This window comes from Cryobacterium serini (genome assembly GCF_004404025.1).
GTDB classification, from domain to species: Bacteria; Actinomycetota; Actinomycetes; order Actinomycetales; family Microbacteriaceae; genus Cryobacterium; species Cryobacterium serini.
Genome location: NZ_SOHN01000009.1, coordinates 159,147 through 174,466, shown reverse-complemented (window position 1 = coordinate 174,466; position 15,320 = coordinate 159,147). Strand labels below are relative to the sequence as shown.

Sequence of the window (15,320 nt, the reverse complement as noted above, 5' to 3'; positions counted from 1 at the left end):
CAAACCTACCCGCGAACACGTCCTTCAAGGAGAGTCATGACACCGGAACTCGACCTGTCCCGTCGCAACATGCTCCTGGCCGGAGGGAGCGCTGCGGCGGCGGTGACTCTGGCCGCCTGCAGCAGCACCCCGGCCACCAGCACCCCTGACACCACCACAAAGCCCGCCAGCCCAGCTACGACGGATCCGAGTGGCTCGGCCACTGATACCGGCCAAGCGGCAATCGAGGTCGCAAAACTCGCTGATATTCCGATCGGGGGCGGCATCGCGGCCACACTGGATGGTCAACCGATTCTGCTGGCCCAGCCCACGGCCGGTGTGGTCGTCGGTTTCAGTGCTATTTGCACTCACAAAGGATGCAAGGTGGAGCCGGCGGAAACCGAATTCGACTGCCCGTGTCACCAATCGCGGTTTGACCTCGCCACCGGGGAAGTATTGGGCGGCCCGGCCGCGCGGGCACTCGACAAGGTGACTGTCACGGTCGACGGCGACACGGTCATGGCTGGTTAGCGACCAGCCATCCGGTTCGGCTCAGCGCCGGGCAAACTCGATCGGTGCGTCGAGGTATGGCGACCATGCCGCACGTTCAGTGTCGTTGATGCGGCGCGGCCGCTCGGTTGCCGCGTCGACGAGCACGATGGTCGTGTTCGCCCGGGCGTACAACAACTCGGGCGAGACACCGTCCGGGCTGTAGACCTCGTAGCAGACGTCCAGGCTGGCCCCGCCGAGTTTGCCGAGCCATAGTCGCACGTCAAGCGGCTGGCGCAAATAGGGTACCGGCGCGAGATATTCAATTTCCTGCCGCGCGATAAGCGTCAGGGTCGCCGCTCCCGGGCGACCGTCGAGCACGGCCGTGCTCGCGCCGATCGCCCCGTCGTCTTCGGTCACCCAGAATGCCAGGATGCGCGCCTCTTCGAGCAGGCGCAGCATCTCGGCATTGTTGACGTGACCGTAGGCGTCGAGGTCGGACCAGCGCAGGCGAATCGGTACGTGCAGCTTCACAAGTTCTCCGTGGTTCGTCTCAGTCCCGGGTGAGCTTGCGGTAGGCCGAGCGGTGCGGCTTGGCCGCGTCGGGTCCGAGACGCTCGATCTTGCTCTGCTCGTACGACTCGAAGTTGCCCTCGAACCAATACCAGTTGGCCGGATTGTCGTCGGTTCCCTCATAGGAGAGGATGTGCGTGGCCACTCGGTCGAGGAACCACCGGTCGTGAGTAATCACCACGGCGCAACCGGGAAATTCGAGCAGCGCATTCTCGAGCGAACCGAGAGTTTCAACGTCCAGGTCGTTAGTGGGCTCGTCGAGCAGCAGGAGGTTGCCGCCCTGCTTCAGGGTGAGGGCCAGGTTCAGCCGGTTGCGCTCACCACCGGAGAGCACACCGGCTTTCTTCTGCTGGTCTGGACCCTTGAAGCCGAAGGTCGACACGTAAGCACGCGACGGAATCTCGGTCTTGCCGACCTGGATATAGTCCTGCCCATCGGAGACAACTTCCCACAGCGTCTTGTTCGGGTCGATGCCTCCGCGGTCCTGGTCGACGTAGGAAATGTCGACCGTTTCGCCAATCTTCAGATCGCCGCCGTCGAGGGGCTCCTGGCCGACAATGGTCTTGAACAGCGTGGTCTTTCCCACACCGTTCGGGCCGATGATTCCCACGATGCCGTTACGCGGCAGGGTGAAACTGAGGTTGTCGATGAGTACGCGCCCATCGAACCCCTTCTCCAGCTTAGTTGCGTCGATAACCTGGGCACCGAGGCGCGGGCCGACCGGAATTACGATCTCCTCAAAATCGAGTTTCCGCGTGCTTTCGGCGGCGGTGACCATCTCTTCGTAGCGAGCCAGTCGCGCCTTGGACTTCACCTGGCGGCCCTTGGCGTTGGAGCGCACCCACTCAAGTTCGTCGGCGAGACGGCGCGACAGCTTCGCATCCTTCTTGCCCTGCACGAGCAGACGTTCCTGCTTCTTCTCGAGGTAGGTGGAGTAGTTGCCCTCATACGGATACAGGTGTCCGCGGTCGATCTCGGCGATCCACTCGGCCACGTGGTCGAGGAAGTACCGGTCGTGAGTGACGGCCAGTACAGCGCCCGGGTATTTAGCCAGATGCTGTTCGAGCCAGAGCACGCTCTCAGCGTCGAGGTGGTTGGTGGGCTCGTCGAGAAGCAGCAGATCAGGCTTCTGCAGCAGCAGTTTGGTCAGCGCCACGCGGCGTTTCTCACCACCGGACAAGTTGGCCACCTCGGAGTCACCCGGCGGGGTGCGGAGGGCGTCCATGGCTTGCTCGAGCTGGGAATCAAGGTCCCAGGCATCCGCTGCATCGATGGCTTCCTGTAGTACGCCCATTTCGGCGAGAAGCGTGTCAAAATCTGCGTCGGGCTCGCCAAGGGCGAGGCTGATCTCGTTGAAGCGGTCGACCTTGGCCTTGATCGGCCCGACGCCCTCCTGCACGTTCTCCAGTACGGTCTTGCTCTCGTCGAGCTGCGGCTCCTGCATGAGGATGCCGACGGTGTAGCCCGGGGAGAGTCTCGCCTCGCCATTGCTGGGGGTGTCCAGGCCCGCCATGATCTTCAAAATGGTGGACTTTCCGGCACCGTTCGGGCCGACCACACCAATCTTGGCGCCGGGAAAAAAGGACATGGTGACGTCGTCAAGAATCAGCTTTTCGCCGATCGCCTTGCGAGCGCGGACCATTGAGTAAATAAATTCGGCCATAGTGCTTATCAGTCTATTTGCCGGGTGGACCCAACAAGACACAAACCGGTCGACAAAATGGGCGCAACTACGCTGTGGAAGCCGTCGCTGGCCGGTCCGATCTGCCCGATCAGGCACTCATCGGCGATGCTTACCGAGAACTGGATGGAGTCGGCGGCTAGATCCGCCTGGGTACGATCAAAAGTCACCTCCATTGCGGCTCGGTCAAACCCGCCGGCCACGAGCGCGTCGATGTAAGCGCGTCCGTCGGCTGCGGGATTGGCCTTGGTGACAGCGGCAGCGAGAAAGTTGAAGTACATCAGATTCTCGGCAGCGGTTCCGTCCGGCAAGAGCGTCGGATCAGACGCCGGCGTGGCCGAGGGCTCAGGCGCGGCGGAGTCGGACGGCACCGTGTCGTTAGCCGGGGATTCTGTTGGGACACCGCTGCACGAAGTCAGGCTGAGCCCGAGGAGCAGCCCAGCGCTCACCATACCCATCACGAACTGGGGCCGGCGTGCACGCCGTTGCGCTGCTCTCGCGCTCACACTCTGCCATGCTGGTTTCGCCGTGCTCACGAACTGCCTCCCCCTGTCCACCCATGTAGACGATGCTACGAGTCTAAACGGGCATATGCATCTCGATCAGCGTCGGTGTCGGTCGGAACAAAGCCGTCTTCGGAACGGTCGATATGCCCGCTTTCCGCTTCATACGCGATGGCCGATTCGGCGGACTCTGCAGACTCTGCAGAGTCCGCCGGTTCTGGCCCGGTCTGATCGGCAGGGGTGCGTGAGGAAGCACCGCTGCGCACCGGCATCGTGGTGTACCAGGTGAGGTCGTGGCCGAGAGCGTCGGCAAGGATTTCAACGGCAATTCCGGATCGTTCGGCGTTGGTCCACCTGCGAATGACCAACCGGCCACTCACGATGACGTGTTGGCCTTTTGCGAGCGACGACGCCGCGTTTGTGGCTAGCTGGCGGAACGTCGAGACGGAGTACCAGCTGCTCTCGTCCTCAACCCACTCATCTTTCGTGCGGTCACGATGACTCTGGCGGGAGGCCAGTCGAAAGGACGTGATGGGGGCGCCGTTCTTGGCCACACTGCGGCGCGGGACGGTGCCGATGATTCCGGATACGGTGATGTGGTCGCTCATAGTTTCTCCCGGCACGGTCTTCGCGTGAACACGCACGCGTCAGCCGCCGAGCGAACACCCGGCGCACGCGACCCGGGAACGGCAACTCGTGCCATTCTTTGCCGTTCCCGGGTCGCACACTGCGAGTGTGCTGCCCGGAAAGACGCCGTGGCGCAAGCCGTTGGCGATCAGGGGAGAATGACGCAGCCGAATGGCTGTGGAGGAGGAGCTAACTGACCAGGTACTGCGAGTACGACTTGCGAATCTTGTTGACCTTGGGCACGGCAACCGCCATGCAATAACCCTGACCGGGATTCTTGTTGAAGAAGTCCTGGTGGTAGTCCTCGGCCTCGTGGTAGTCGCCGAGCTGCTCGATCGTGGTCGTGATGCCGGCGCCCCACCATTCACTTGCCCGCTCGCGGGCCGTCTCGAACAGCTGCTTCTGCGCATCGTCGGTGTAGAACATTGCCGACCGGTACTGGGTACCCACATCGTTACCCTGCCGATTGAGCTGGGTGGGGTCGTGCAGGGTGAAAAATACGTCGAGAATCACGCTGGCTGGAATGACATCGGGATCGAAAGTCACCGCGACAGCTTCGGCGTGACCGGTATGACCGGTGCAGACCGCTTCGTAGCTCGGGTTGGCGGTCGTACCGCCGGTGTACCCCGACACGACTTCGCTCACTCCGCGTAAGACCCGATACACAGCATCGAGACACCAAAAACATCCACCTGCGATCACAAAAGTTTGCACCCGACAAGTCTAACTCCTCGCTCGCTGCAGCCTCCGGTCGACGTGGCGCTCACGCCCTCTGTTCGCCCAAAGCGGATGTCGGTGGTCGCCCCTAATCTAAAAAAAGAGACCGGGGCCGGCGCGGATACTGCTGAACTTTTATGGAGGAGCACGAATGACCACTCTCATCGCACCGATTCTTCGCGCAGCAATGCCCAGCACAGCACGCCCCGAACTGGCACGTCCCACACCGTCCTTTCCCGTGGTGCGTGGCCGCAGCTTCATCCTCGTGCGCGAAGGGCTGTGGCGTATCGTGGACCCAGCTGGCGCTGTCATCGGGTATATCGAACACCACGTCGGCGTCGACGGCGACCGATACAGCGCCCGGCGAATCGTCTTCGCGACCCGCACCCGAGACCTCGGCGAGTTCTGTCGGGTCGCCGATGCGGTGGACTGCTTTCGCTAGTGCCGCACCGGCAAGTGCACTGGGCGGTAGCGCACTTGACTGAGGGCACGCCGCGTCTGATCCCAAAGAACCGGGTTCAGCACGGATAAAATCCTGCACATGGAATGGTGGAATAACTTCGTAACCTGGTTTACCGACGTCAGCACTCGACCGATGATTTTCACCGCGGTCGTGTTCATCGGCGCGATCGTCATTGCCAGCTTGCTGGCCGCGTTGATCTCGCGCGGGGCCATCAAACGGCTCATTGCCCAGCGCGATCGCGAGATCAAAGTGGCCGCTATCGCGACCCTCGTCGACGCCGCCACCGAGGCATCCGTGTGGAATTCCCTCACCCCGCAGGAACAGGTCATGAGCGATCGGGCGGTCGGCCAAGCCGATATTCAGGTGCGGCTGCTTCCGATTCGCGGATCGGGAATCGCCGCGACGTGGGCGGCGCACGAACTGTACGAACTCAAGCGCACCTCCGCTACGTTCGGGTACCAGCTGGAACCGGCACTGGTGGAGTTTCGTGACCGACTGGTCGAGTGGCAGAACAAGCCCGCCCGCGCACGCAAGATTTTTCAGGGCGATCTTGACCGATGGAAGTCCCAGAACTCCTCCACCGAAAAAAGCCTGCTCGCGGAGCAGGAAGCGTGGGTGGCCCAGCAACATCACGACCAGTACAACGCAACCGATTCGGCCCTCTCCCCGGCGCGGGCCGCGCCGCTCACGCCGGCGGTCGTCAACCGCACTGCCGTATCTGCGTCGACGGCTTCGGATGCTTCGACCGAGACCCAGCGCCTTTTGGATGACGTGAATAAGCTCGAGGTGCGCGGCACCGACCCGCTCACGCGTTCGTCGGCGGCCCCGACCCTGTAGTCGCTCTCTCCGACAACCGGCGAGTCGGTCGGCGCTTTCTCAGCGTTGACCGGCTCGTGCTGTGTTTTCCGCGTTGGAGATTAGTGCCACCACGTGTCGAACAGTGACGCAGGTACGCGCCGCTTGTGCTCGGTGTTGAGATAGCGCGCTTCGATGGCCTCGGCCACTTCGTCTTCGACCGACTGGCCCTCGAGGAAGTCGTCGATGTGCTCGTACTGCAGACCGAGGTTAGCCTCATCGGTTTGGCCAGGAGTGCGGTCGAGCAGGTCGGCGGTGGGTTCCTTCAAATAGAGCTGTTCGGGAGCTCCCAGTTCCAACAACAGGGCGCGGCCCTGGCGCTTGGTCAGGCCGGTGAGCGGCAAAATATCGGAGCCGCCGTCGCCGTACTTGGTGAAGAATCCGGTCACGGCCTCGGCGGCATGGTCGGTGCCGACCACGAGCAGACCGAGCTGGCCGGCTACCGCATACTGGGCGATCATGCGTGAGCGCGCCTTGACGTTCCCCTTGGTGAAGTCCGTCATAGCCACGTCGAGGCTCGCTAAAAACTCGCTCTCGAACCCGTCGACAGCGGGTTCGATGTTGAAGGTGGCCTGCGATTGTGCACGGATAAATTCCAAGGCGAGTTGAGCATCCGCTTCGTCGCGCTGCACCGCGTACGGCAGGCGCACGGCCACGAAGGTGGCCGGATGCCCTTCCTCGGTCAGTTCGCCTACCGCCAGGGCGCAGAGGCGGCCGGCGAGGGTGGAGTCCTGGCCGCCGCTGATGCCGAGCACGAAGCCCTGGGCTCCGGTGCGCTTCAGATACTCCTTTAGGAATTTCACCCGGCGGCGCACTTCGGCGGACGGGTCGATAGTGGGTGAGACGTTAAGTTCCGCGATGATCCGCGCCTGAAGTTCTCGCATACGTTGAATGTAGCAATCCTCGAAAATCCGCGCTGCGCTTCCTGCGAAATCATCTCACAAGGTGCCGGCGAAAAGTCGTGAAGATTTGCCGTACGGTAAGACAAACGCCGCTCGGGGGGACATGACAATGATTGTCAACAATTGGGACAGCGCGCGTGCGCGCTCGCTGACAGCACGATCGACAAACAGGACGGTTCGCGGCGTCAGCCGTTCTGCCCTGGCTATAGGTGTGGCCGTTGTTCTACTGGGCGGACTCGGCGGGTGCGCCTCCGCGGTCACGAACGACGAAACGGATGCCGCGACTGCTGAGCGGACCGCCGCACCGACGGTCGCACCGACAGGGTGCAGTTCCGAGTTCGCCGTGGACTACGGCGACGTGGTCGGTCTTCAGGACGTGACCGATGAGTTCGGCACGTACTGCCACACGACTATCGGCCCCGAGTCCGAGGCGGCCATCTACGATTCCGCCAAGACTGATGTCGAGACTTTGAACGAATTCGGGTTCACCGAGGACGACGCCGCGGAGGCCCTGCCGGTTGCCCTGCGCATTCTCACCGAAGAGGTATTGGACAGCAGCCGGCTGGACAACTACAGCATTGCCCCGGCCGAGTGGTTTGCGGCGAATTCCGACTACATGAGCACGAAGTGGCAACCGGCTCACCAGAAGGCGATCGACAAAGATGCCGCCACATTAGGCATGTCGGAAACCTCTGGCATCATCGTCACCGACATTCTGCCGTCGCCACTGGCCCGCGACGGAGGCGCACGCGCGTCGAGCGCAGTCGTGCGACTTGATCGCGTCCACGGCGAAGAGCCCGACGGAGGCGAGCAGAACCTGGTGTTCAGCTTCAGCACAACGAGCACGTTTGTTGCGACGGATGCCCAGATCGTCGCGCTGGTGCTCGCGGCCGACCCGAACCAGATCGAGGATGCTCTGCGGACTTCCAATCCGGAACTCTTCGATGAAGCGGATAACTCGTCACTCATCATGACCGGGAAGACCCTTCTGGGTTTCGGTCTGGAAAGCAACGAGCAGATCATCGGCTCGAGTTCGGTGTTCCAGCTGTATACGGACCAGGGCCTCGGCATCGTCGAGTAGGCCGGAGCGTTCGTTCGGACCCGATTGTCACGCGTTTGCTCACGAACATGCAGCGAAACAGGTGCTAACGGCCGTCTGGCTCTTCAATGCTGAGAACCAGGCCATCGAATGTTGTGCTCATCGTCACGAACCACACACCAGTCGCCAGGACCTCCATAGGCCGACCGGATTGCACATAGGTTGCCGTGTAGTCAAGCAGCACCTTTATCGTGTAGACACCGCCGGCCTCGGAGTCAAATCCGGCCATGGGAATCCCACGGGTGACAATCGTCGTTGTCATATTGTTGAAGCCGCGCGGGTTGACGAGATTTGGCTCATTGGTCAAGAGTTCGGAACCCGGTGCGAAGTGCTGTGCAAGTCGGGCGGATCGCGCTTCAACGGTCTCGTCTGGGGTGACGGTCGTGTAGGCGAGCACAGCAGCCCCTGCAGCCGTGTAATGCGCTCTCATATCCCCGGTCGGTCCGGTGTAGATGGAATCAACAGAGTTTTCGTCGGTTTCGCCTGCGCTTTCGCCCGCGCTTTCGCCGCCAGACATCGGTGTCGACTCGGTTGACGCAACAGTTTCACCATCGCTGGTCGCAGCAGCGTCTGCAGTGTTGGCTGCACTAGTCGCTGTCGCGGAGGATCCCGCCAGTTCTTTGGCGACTCCCTCGGCCTCCCCACGTGGCCACAGGGCGAACGCTGCGATAGCGAGTACCGCGCAGGCACCGATAGCGGTGGCGCCGATTTTCTGTTTGAAATCCATTAGATCTTCCTGTCTGTCCCACGGCCCCATGTCCCAGGTGGCCTCGAGCAAAGTGAAATTGACGCAGCGCTCCTTCATAACTGACAGGGTGCAGTCCGCCGGCTTGATCGAGCGGAAAAGAGCTCGAGGATATTTTTGAGGGCGCCGGACAGCGTCTGAGAGAATTTCGTCTCTGGTGCCCCCGGCAAGAATCGAACCTCCGACAATCGGATTGCAGCGGACCCAGTCTTGGCTGAGCGACCCTCATTGCGAAACCTAGACTGATCTCGTCTGATCTCGTCTGATCTCGATCTGATCAGGCGTTCCCCATGATATCCGTCACAATACTATCGCAGAGATAGCAGAAGAGCTTGTAGGGACCGTTTACGTCGTGGGTGATGAGGTCTTCTCTTCCGACTTGGAGAAAGTAGCCACGCTGGATAAATACATCGAGATCTTTGAAGAAGCAGGCGTCGACGTGGTGTCTGGTGACGTGGTGTCTGCTGGATTCGGAAAACAGGGTGGATTTGCCGTTCAGCGGGCCAGCATGGTCCGTCCGAAATTTGAGGCTCCCGGATGCAGCGGCCACGATGCTAACCGGAGTTTGCAGGCTTTCAAACGGACTGCAAAAGGAGGAGCTCCGAGAGGAATCGCAGAGCTTCGATGTGGTAATTCATCGTGGGGCTGGCGACACATCACCACCGGGCACAAAGCTGACTACGGCAAGATTAGTGCTCCCTCTGGAAAGAGCTGGGACACCTTCGCAAAATGGTGCGTAGGGCAGACCCTCGGATCCCCGTCGAGCGCAACCAAGCAATCCTCCAACAACACCTATCTCTACACGGCCCCCATTCAGATCTGGAACAACGGCGCCCTGCAAAAGACCTACCAGAATCGTGTGTCTGTGCGAACGAGCGATTGGGTGATCGTGACTTCCTACATCAGCCGCACCTAAGGTAGAGGACTATGTCTAAGCGAGTCGACGAAGCATCGGCCTTACTCGACGAACTCTTCGCGTATCTCGAGGGGTTCGACCCGCCCATCTTCAGCACTGACCGGGCTGCAGAGACTGTCATGGTGGAGGCAGCAGAACCCGGCCCTGCTGCGAATGTTCTGATCACTCAGCGCGAGTTTCAGTCGTACTACGAAGTGCTACTTGAATCGGCGGCTGACGACCCTAGTCCGGGTTCTCTTCGAAGGAGAGCCTTCTCGCTCTTCTCTGTGTTACTTCAGGAAGCCGCGTGGGACATGTCGGAGCCCGGATCGCTTGGCTACCAATTAATGGGGCACCGATTCGTTTCTCGAGATTGAATCAGTGGTATCAGAACCATACGATCCGATACCGCCGAGCACCGGCAAGCTCCGCGGGCGGAGCCCCAAGGCGATGGATGCGAAGCGCGCCCGGGGGCGGCGCCGCCGTCCGAATGGGTATCACCCCAGAAGTGCACTATCCCTGGATGGAGCTGAGCATGTCCAACGGCACCACGAACCTGGTGTCGCTGGGCGTGTATCCGACCCAGGCGGCGGGGGTTGACGCTAATGCCCTGTCGCTGGGATGTTCTGCAGCTGAGCTCTTTTCTACCCGTACCCATCTCATCGCCCTGCTCGAGGAACAACTCACCGACCAACGCCACGACCTCTTCACCCGCCTCGGCCTCGGACACCTCGCCGGCAAGCTCTACGCCCTCCTGCGCCAGCACCCGTCCCTCACCATTGACACCGCCGCTCGCCTCCTGGGTGTCACCGCCCGGCACACCGCCACGATCCTGAGCCGTCTCCGCCGTCACAAGCTCCTGGTTGTGCACCGGAATGGTTGGGCGAGGTCGAAGCGGGATCTCCGGAACCAGACGGCCCTGCAGATCAACGTGCTTGGAACACTGCTGGCCAGGGCGGAGCGGTATCGGATCGAGCGGGAGGTGTGGGCATGGTGGCAAGCGGAACTGACCACGATGATGTCCGCGCCCGGGTCTCGGCCGCGGCGCCCGCATGTGTCGAGCCGTCCGTTATTTGAGGCGAGCACGCCGGGTGAGCGGGTCTGGCCGCGGTATCCGCGAGCCAGCACCCACCTTGCTGATCATCGTTCCGCGCTCGAGCTGGTGGGTGCAGGGTTGCTCAACCCGGAGAACCGGTGGCAGTACCTGGGTGAGGCGGCGTAACAGTTCCACGGACGCGTGTTCTGGTCCGTGGTGCTGCTCGGTGGGGTTTTTTGCGGGTTATGGCCGGGCCTTGGCGCGGGTGTCGCGTTTGGAGAGCTGGGCGCCAGCAAGGGTGAGGGCGACGAGGCAGCCCGCGGTGAGGATGCTCCAGGGCCAGAAAGCGGACGCATTCCACAGGAGAGTCGTCGCGGCGAGTGAGAAGACGATGCTGACGTAGCTGAGCGTTTCGCGCCGCGGGGTGGAGTACAGGGTTGGTATCCCGTCCCAGACCTTCACTGGGCAGTAGCCCCGCTGCAAATGGGGCGTCTGTCAGTTTGATCGAGGTGAGCGAGCGTGGACGTGCTTGTTTCAGTCGGAATTGTGCGAGTCATCCCCCCGGATGTTCGGTGCACAACCAGCTGCGCTTCCCGACCGTAAGCCTAAGGGGCCGAGCGCCGGACTTGATTCGGATAGCCGGCGGCAGGAGTCGGGCGGCAGCCTAGTTGTACTGGCCAGGGCATTGGTGAAGCATCCAGCCTCCGGCTTGCGAGACGATGCGGTGGCAGGGTCAGGTCGTGCAGCTGGGAAGGCCAGGCAGCGTTGAGCCCTCAGTCCCCGGGGGCCACGGGACGAACACCTTAGGGAAGCGTTATCTCCCGAAGTTGCTGGACTACTGCCTTCCAGCCGCCCAGTTGCTGCTGAGTGATAGGACGTTCCGGGCTCGTAGCCCAGTCTTCGACGTCCCTTCCGCCGATAGATTCCGCCAAATACCTTATGACGCCCTTCTTAGACTCGGTGGACATCGCAGCACCCGTCTGCTCAGCGCCCGGAACGTCGGCGATTTCCGTGAGGTACGCCTGGGCGAACCAGTCAGCGGCTTCAGCACGTAAGTACGCGCTCGTCAGTGAGGTGTACCAGCGAGAGATGAATTCTCCGTAGGGTGCTGAATTCGTCATGAAACCGTCGCCGCTGAAGAGGAGTTCCCGGACTCTTTCAGGGGTTAGCCCTCTCGCTGCAAGGAGGGCGCCGTCGATATCTCCTCGGTCTACGAGTTTACCAAGTTCGTTGCTCATCACACCCATCCGTTACTGATACGGCCACCCGAAGACGTCGGCACGGCGACGGTCCCCCTTGTCTACCCGCGTGAGTTGCTGCGGGCATTTCGGACAGCGGAATTAGTGGATTCTTCTGCGTTGCCAATGTTGGCTGTTGATAACCATAGTGGACGTCACTAAAGTCGGCGGAAACCCGGCGCGGAGTGCTGGCGTCGGCTGTTGTGGAAGCCTTCTACATACCGGATGACATCGCTGCGGGCTTGTGATTTCATCGCGTATGCGGTGCGGTAAACGCGTTCGTTCTTGAACATCGAGAAAAGCTTTCGGCCAAACTGTTGTGCCAACACGCCGGGCGGCCCATCGAGGAGCGCAACCAGAGGCTGGTCACCAGCTCCCGGAACTCGGTCGACGTGAAAACGCTGCCGCGGTCCTGACCGCGTCGGCAATTCCCGTGTCTACGGTGCGGCGCAGCGGCTGCGGGACAGCTTCTGGACCGCGACAGGAATTGTGCCCCGCGACCCCAACAAATCCACCCGAGGGGGCATCTAGCACGGGATTCCGTAGGACGTTCCGCATACGGGCGCACTCTTGGTCACCGTGGTCTTCGCTGCCAGCCTTTGGGAGTTCGAATTACCGTCGTTCTTGCGCTCGCTTTTTGCGCACGGCCATTTTGACCGCTCCGGCGATTATGAGCAGTCCACCGACAGTGCCGAAAATTCCCAGTGGCGTGCTCGTCGACAAATAGCCAATCCCAGCGACCACAAACGCAATCCCAATGAGTGTCAGGATGCCCTGAAATATTTGTGTTTCTCGCATAATAGTCTCCTGGATCGGGTGGCCAGGGAATCGGCCTCTCACCGCATTTTATGCGGCTGCTGCATAGTCGAACGCGACTGCTGGACCCACGGCTTTGGCTCAACATCTGTCCTCGGACCGGCTTGACCCACGTCGTCCCGCAAGGGGTTCCTGTTACGGATCGACTGTTCGAGTGTCCCGTTCACCGTCCGGCTTCCGGGCATTGTATCCATCAATTTTCTGACAGTCCCGCCCCACACCGATCGGAGATTGGCACGTCGTGGTGGGCAGAACTCTAAGGTCCGCTAGGGCGCGGCATCGAGAACGCTGACCACCGTTCGCGAGCTGAGTGTCGGATGCTGGGAGTAGCATGATCGCAATCTCGCTCTTCTGCTATTGGAGGATGAAATGTCCCGTCCCACTGACCGTTCCGGTACCGCGCTTCTCGTGATAGATGCCCAGAACGGGGTTCTGGCCAACGCCCACCGGCGCGGTCCGGTGGTTGCCAATATCGCGATTCTGGTAGACCGCGCCCGCTCTGAAACAGTGCCGGTCCTCTGGGTACAGCATTCCTCTGACGAGCTGCCGATCGACAGCGATGTCTGGCAGATCGTTCCCGACCTCACGCCAGCGCACGGTGAGGCCGTTATCCGCAAAGAGTATGGAGACTCGTTCGAGGCGACCAGCCTGGAACAGGTGCTCGCCGGGATCGACGTCGGGCACCTCGTCGTTGTCGGTGCGCAAACCGACGCGTGCGTGCGCTCCACCCTTCATGGGGGTTTCACCCGCGATTACGATGTGACGTTGGTCTCCGACGCGCACACCACAGAAGATCTCACCGAATGGGGTGCTCCGCCGCCCGCTCAGGTGATTGAGCACACCAACCTGTACTGGAGCTTCCAGGCCGCCCCCGGTCGAACCGGCAAGGTCGTGCCGACGGCAGACGTCGAGTTCACGCGAAGAGCCCCTCGAGCGAGATAGAACGTTCGCTCACGCTTCGTTGCTCGGCCGGGCCGGTGATTGTCGACTGCGACGATATCTTGATCGAGCGATCCGATGTCGTTGTGGTCCGAGCTGCGGCCCCCAGCACCACCAGCAAAGGAGCAGAGATGTCATTCCAGGCATACCTCGACAACATCGAAGACAAGACTGGACTGACCCCGCGACAGTTCATCGCGCTCGCTCAGGAGAAGGGGTTCGACGACCCGTCCACGAAAGCCGGGGTGATCGTCGATTGGCTGAAGGCGGACTTCGACTTGGGCCGCGGTCACGCCATGGCGATCGTGCACATCATCAAGAACGGCGAAAAAATCGACACGAAGCACGTGGGCAGTGGCACCGCGCATAGCGACGCATCCGACACACTCTGGCTCGACGGGAAGCAGAACCGCCCCGCGTGAGCCAATAGCTCCTGGCCGTCGCTGCCCACTGGACAGATTTCGGTGCCCGCTGAGGGTTCGGCGGATGGGCACATGAAAGGACCGCCGACGTTAAGGGCCTGCCCTCGCGACCTGCGCTTCTGCCCGAGTTCGGGGCACCGTCGCATCGAAGTGGTCGTGACTCCTGGGTGAGCTCTAATGGACTAGATAGGCTGCATCTCAAGGGGGCCTCAAAATGGGAACAGATATCCGGAGTCGCACGCTATTCAGAAGTACCTTCACCGTGCTGCGGTCAATAGGTGGAGTGATCATTACGGTGGCCATAATTCTGGCCGATGTCGTGAAATCGACATCCGGGGGCGGGGCCTCCTCATCGGCGTACCCAACCGTAGTATTACTGAGTTCGAAGACCAGCACGTCAGCGGCCGTCTCCCCCGCGAAGGAACTAATCCCGAAGAAGAAGAGACTGCACAGGAAGCGCAGATCCTAGCCACAGCATTTCGGTGGTAGCGGCGTAGTGCTGGGCGGGGACCGCTGGGTAATCTGCGCGCTTGGCTCCGCCCGATTCCCGCAAAGGGTTCCACTTACGGGCAACATGCTCCGCGAAGCGACTTGAGCTGAATCACGTTTGAACGCGCCCGCTGGACGTCCCCCTTGCAGACCCCTCACTCTCAGGCGTTGACCCCAAGGCGTTCCCTTTACGTGACGTTTTGTTCATCTGAGCCATGGCTAAGGCGGTTCAGCTATCCTCGCATCACAGGCAATGAATGGGGACGACATGGCTTCCACACGATCGATCAATACGGCAAGGCGATTGGTCGTTCTCAGTGCCGCGCTCATGGTGAGTGCGGTTGTGTCCGGCTGCTCAGTCTCGGACGTGTGCCCCACGATCGGGTGGGACAACACTGTCACCGTCGAACTCGAAGGCATAACATCTAACGTCAGCGTCGTTGAGTTGTGCGTCGACGGCGAATGTTCAGGCCCTGCCCCAAGTCAGCTATCACCAGACGAGTCCGTCGGGATCGATGAACACTCGTGGGAAATCTCGACAGTAATGGCGACTCCAGAAAATGTCACTATTCGCGCACTCTCACCAAGCAAAGAAGTCCTCGCCGAGAGGGACGTGACACTCAACTGGGTCCGCGTGGGCGGCACTGAACAATGTGGCGGACCTGCCGAGACCGAGCCCATCACCCTCACTATCGCATCCTGAATTCTCTGAGCGTCCCGACTCTGACCGTCCCGCAGGGGGTTCCCAAGTGACACAGTGTCTTCCCGCAACGCCGCGGGTGGATTGGCCGCAGATCTGTCGCGGTGGAGGTCCGGCTTACGGGCAGGACTTTTCGTTGACGGCGTAGGCAG

The 15,320-nt window shown here is 61.3% G+C and carries 18 protein-coding genes; 8 read left to right on the top strand and 10 right to left on the bottom strand.

Annotated elements, in window-relative coordinates; translation table 11 throughout:
* Positions 1-36: 36 nt before the first annotated feature.
* Entirely contained in the window at positions 37-510 is a 474-nt protein-coding gene (locus E3T51_RS06390) for a QcrA and Rieske domain-containing protein (RefSeq protein WP_134528893.1), read from the top strand.
* Positions 511-531: 21 nt separating this feature from the next.
* Here the strand turns inward: E3T51_RS06390 and E3T51_RS06385 are convergent, their stop codons facing one another.
* From E3T51_RS06385 to msrA, 5 genes are all read right to left on the bottom strand, one after another.
* A complete protein-coding gene (locus tag E3T51_RS06385; RefSeq protein WP_134528892.1) occupies positions 532-1,002 on the bottom strand; it encodes an acyl-CoA thioesterase in 471 nt (156 codons plus the stop codon).
* A 19-nt stretch (positions 1,003-1,021) separates the two neighbouring features.
* Positions 1,022-2,704 carry an energy-dependent translational throttle protein EttA gene (gene ettA, locus E3T51_RS06380; RefSeq protein WP_134528890.1) on the bottom strand — a complete coding sequence of 561 codons (1,683 nt, stop codon included), beginning with the start codon at positions 2,702-2,704 and terminating at the stop codon, positions 1,022-1,024.
* A gap of 8 nt (positions 2,705-2,712) precedes the next feature.
* The gene (locus tag E3T51_RS06375; protein ID WP_166806400.1) at positions 2,713-3,228 is read right to left on the bottom strand and encodes a DUF6993 domain-containing protein; all 516 of its coding nucleotides are present in this window, start codon (positions 3,226-3,228) and stop codon (positions 2,713-2,715) included.
* A 65-nt stretch (positions 3,229-3,293) separates the two neighbouring features.
* Complete coding sequence (locus E3T51_RS06370) at positions 3,294-3,833, bottom strand: single-stranded DNA-binding protein (RefSeq protein WP_134528886.1); 540 nt, start codon at positions 3,831-3,833, stop codon at positions 3,294-3,296.
* Positions 3,834-4,041: 208 nt separating this feature from the next.
* Entirely contained in the window at positions 4,042-4,566 is a 525-nt protein-coding gene (gene msrA / locus E3T51_RS06365; protein WP_134528884.1) for a peptide-methionine (S)-S-oxide reductase MsrA, read from the bottom strand.
* Positions 4,567-4,720: 154 nt separating this feature from the next.
* On the opposite strand from msrA, the gene E3T51_RS06360 reads away from it, so the two are divergent.
* Both E3T51_RS06360 and E3T51_RS06355 read left to right on the top strand, forming a co-directional pair.
* Positions 4,721-5,011, top strand: coding sequence for a hypothetical protein (locus tag E3T51_RS06360; protein ID WP_104191021.1), 291 nt, complete (start codon positions 4,721-4,723; stop codon positions 5,009-5,011).
* Between the two features lie 99 nt (positions 5,012-5,110).
* Positions 5,111-5,869, top strand: coding sequence for a hypothetical protein (locus E3T51_RS06355; RefSeq protein ID WP_134528882.1), 759 nt, complete (start codon positions 5,111-5,113; stop codon positions 5,867-5,869).
* Positions 5,870-5,949: 80 nt separating this feature from the next.
* Here the strand turns inward: E3T51_RS06355 and nadE are convergent, their stop codons facing one another.
* Positions 5,950-6,771 carry an ammonia-dependent NAD(+) synthetase gene (nadE, locus tag E3T51_RS06350; protein ID WP_134528880.1) on the bottom strand — a complete coding sequence of 274 codons (822 nt, stop codon included), beginning with the start codon at positions 6,769-6,771 and terminating at the stop codon, positions 5,950-5,952.
* A gap of 229 nt (positions 6,772-7,000) precedes the next feature.
* On the opposite strand from nadE, the gene E3T51_RS06345 reads away from it, so the two are divergent.
* Positions 7,001-7,870 carry a hypothetical protein gene (locus E3T51_RS06345; protein WP_134528878.1) on the top strand — a complete coding sequence of 290 codons (870 nt, stop codon included), beginning with the start codon at positions 7,001-7,003 and terminating at the stop codon, positions 7,868-7,870.
* A gap of 64 nt (positions 7,871-7,934) precedes the next feature.
* On the opposite strand, the gene E3T51_RS06340 is transcribed toward E3T51_RS06345, so the two are convergent.
* The gene (locus tag E3T51_RS06340; protein WP_134528876.1) at positions 7,935-8,615 is read right to left on the bottom strand and encodes a hypothetical protein; all 681 of its coding nucleotides are present in this window, start codon (positions 8,613-8,615) and stop codon (positions 7,935-7,937) included.
* A 370-nt stretch (positions 8,616-8,985) separates the two neighbouring features.
* Between E3T51_RS06340 and E3T51_RS06335 the strand changes: the two genes are divergently transcribed.
* Positions 8,986-9,549, top strand: coding sequence for a hypothetical protein (locus E3T51_RS06335; protein WP_134528874.1), 564 nt, complete (start codon positions 8,986-8,988; stop codon positions 9,547-9,549).
* A gap of 514 nt (positions 9,550-10,063) precedes the next feature.
* Positions 10,064-10,750, top strand: a complete 687-nt coding sequence (locus E3T51_RS06325; RefSeq protein WP_134528870.1) for a hypothetical protein — start codon at positions 10,064-10,066, stop codon at positions 10,748-10,750.
* Between the two features lie 57 nt (positions 10,751-10,807).
* Here the strand turns inward: E3T51_RS06325 and E3T51_RS06320 are convergent, their stop codons facing one another.
* The 3 genes from E3T51_RS06320 to E3T51_RS16970 all read right to left on the bottom strand — a co-directional run bounded on the left by E3T51_RS06320 (position 10,808) and on the right by E3T51_RS16970 (position 12,600).
* On the bottom strand, positions 10,808-11,026 hold the full coding sequence (locus tag E3T51_RS06320) for a hypothetical protein (RefSeq protein ID WP_134528868.1): 219 nt from the start codon (positions 11,024-11,026) through the stop codon (positions 10,808-10,810).
* A 341-nt stretch (positions 11,027-11,367) separates the two neighbouring features.
* Positions 11,368-11,802 (bottom strand): hypothetical protein, encoded by a 435-nt coding sequence (locus E3T51_RS06315; RefSeq protein ID WP_134528866.1) that lies wholly within the window; start codon positions 11,800-11,802, stop codon positions 11,368-11,370.
* A gap of 612 nt (positions 11,803-12,414) precedes the next feature.
* A complete protein-coding gene (locus E3T51_RS16970) occupies positions 12,415-12,600 on the bottom strand; it encodes a hypothetical protein (RefSeq protein WP_206751174.1) in 186 nt (61 codons plus the stop codon).
* Positions 12,601-12,987: 387 nt separating this feature from the next.
* Between E3T51_RS16970 and E3T51_RS06310 the strand changes: the two genes are divergently transcribed.
* Together E3T51_RS06310 and E3T51_RS06305 are read left to right on the top strand one after the other, a co-directional pair.
* A complete protein-coding gene (locus tag E3T51_RS06310; protein ID WP_134528864.1) occupies positions 12,988-13,560 on the top strand; it encodes an isochorismatase family protein in 573 nt (190 codons plus the stop codon).
* A 128-nt stretch (positions 13,561-13,688) separates the two neighbouring features.
* On the top strand, positions 13,689-13,979 hold the full coding sequence (locus E3T51_RS06305) for a DUF4287 domain-containing protein (protein WP_134528862.1): 291 nt from the start codon (positions 13,689-13,691) through the stop codon (positions 13,977-13,979).
* The last annotated feature ends 1,341 nt before the right edge of the window (positions 13,980-15,320 follow it).

What these genes read in the sequence shown, in the direction of transcription:
- E3T51_RS06390 (WP_134528893.1), top strand. Translation starts at nt 37, where the DNA reads ATGACACCGGAACTCGACCTGTCCCGTCGCAACATGCTCCTGGCCGGA.
- ettA (WP_134528890.1), bottom strand. Translation starts at nt 2,704, where the DNA reads ATGGCCGAATTTATTTACTCAATGGTCCGCGCTCGCAAGGCGATCGGC.
- E3T51_RS06370 (WP_134528886.1), bottom strand. Translation starts at nt 3,833, where the DNA reads ATGAGCGACCACATCACCGTATCCGGAATCATCGGCACCGTCCCGCGC.
- E3T51_RS06360 (WP_104191021.1), top strand. Translation starts at nt 4,721, where the DNA reads ATGACCACTCTCATCGCACCGATTCTTCGCGCAGCAATGCCCAGCACA.
- E3T51_RS06355 (WP_134528882.1), top strand. Translation starts at nt 5,111, where the DNA reads ATGGAATGGTGGAATAACTTCGTAACCTGGTTTACCGACGTCAGCACT.
- nadE (WP_134528880.1), bottom strand. Translation starts at nt 6,771, where the DNA reads ATGCGAGAACTTCAGGCGCGGATCATCGCGGAACTTAACGTCTCACCC.
- E3T51_RS06340 (WP_134528876.1), bottom strand. Translation starts at nt 8,615, where the DNA reads ATGGATTTCAAACAGAAAATCGGCGCCACCGCTATCGGTGCCTGCGCG.
- E3T51_RS06325 (WP_134528870.1), top strand. Translation starts at nt 10,064, where the DNA reads ATGTCCAACGGCACCACGAACCTGGTGTCGCTGGGCGTGTATCCGACC.
- E3T51_RS06315 (WP_134528866.1), bottom strand. Translation starts at nt 11,802, where the DNA reads ATGAGCAACGAACTTGGTAAACTCGTAGACCGAGGAGATATCGACGGC.
- E3T51_RS16970 (WP_206751174.1), bottom strand. Translation starts at nt 12,600, where the DNA reads ATGCGAGAAACACAAATATTTCAGGGCATCCTGACACTCATTGGGATT.
- E3T51_RS06310 (WP_134528864.1), top strand. Translation starts at nt 12,988, where the DNA reads ATGTCCCGTCCCACTGACCGTTCCGGTACCGCGCTTCTCGTGATAGAT.
- E3T51_RS06305 (WP_134528862.1), top strand. Translation starts at nt 13,689, where the DNA reads ATGTCATTCCAGGCATACCTCGACAACATCGAAGACAAGACTGGACTG.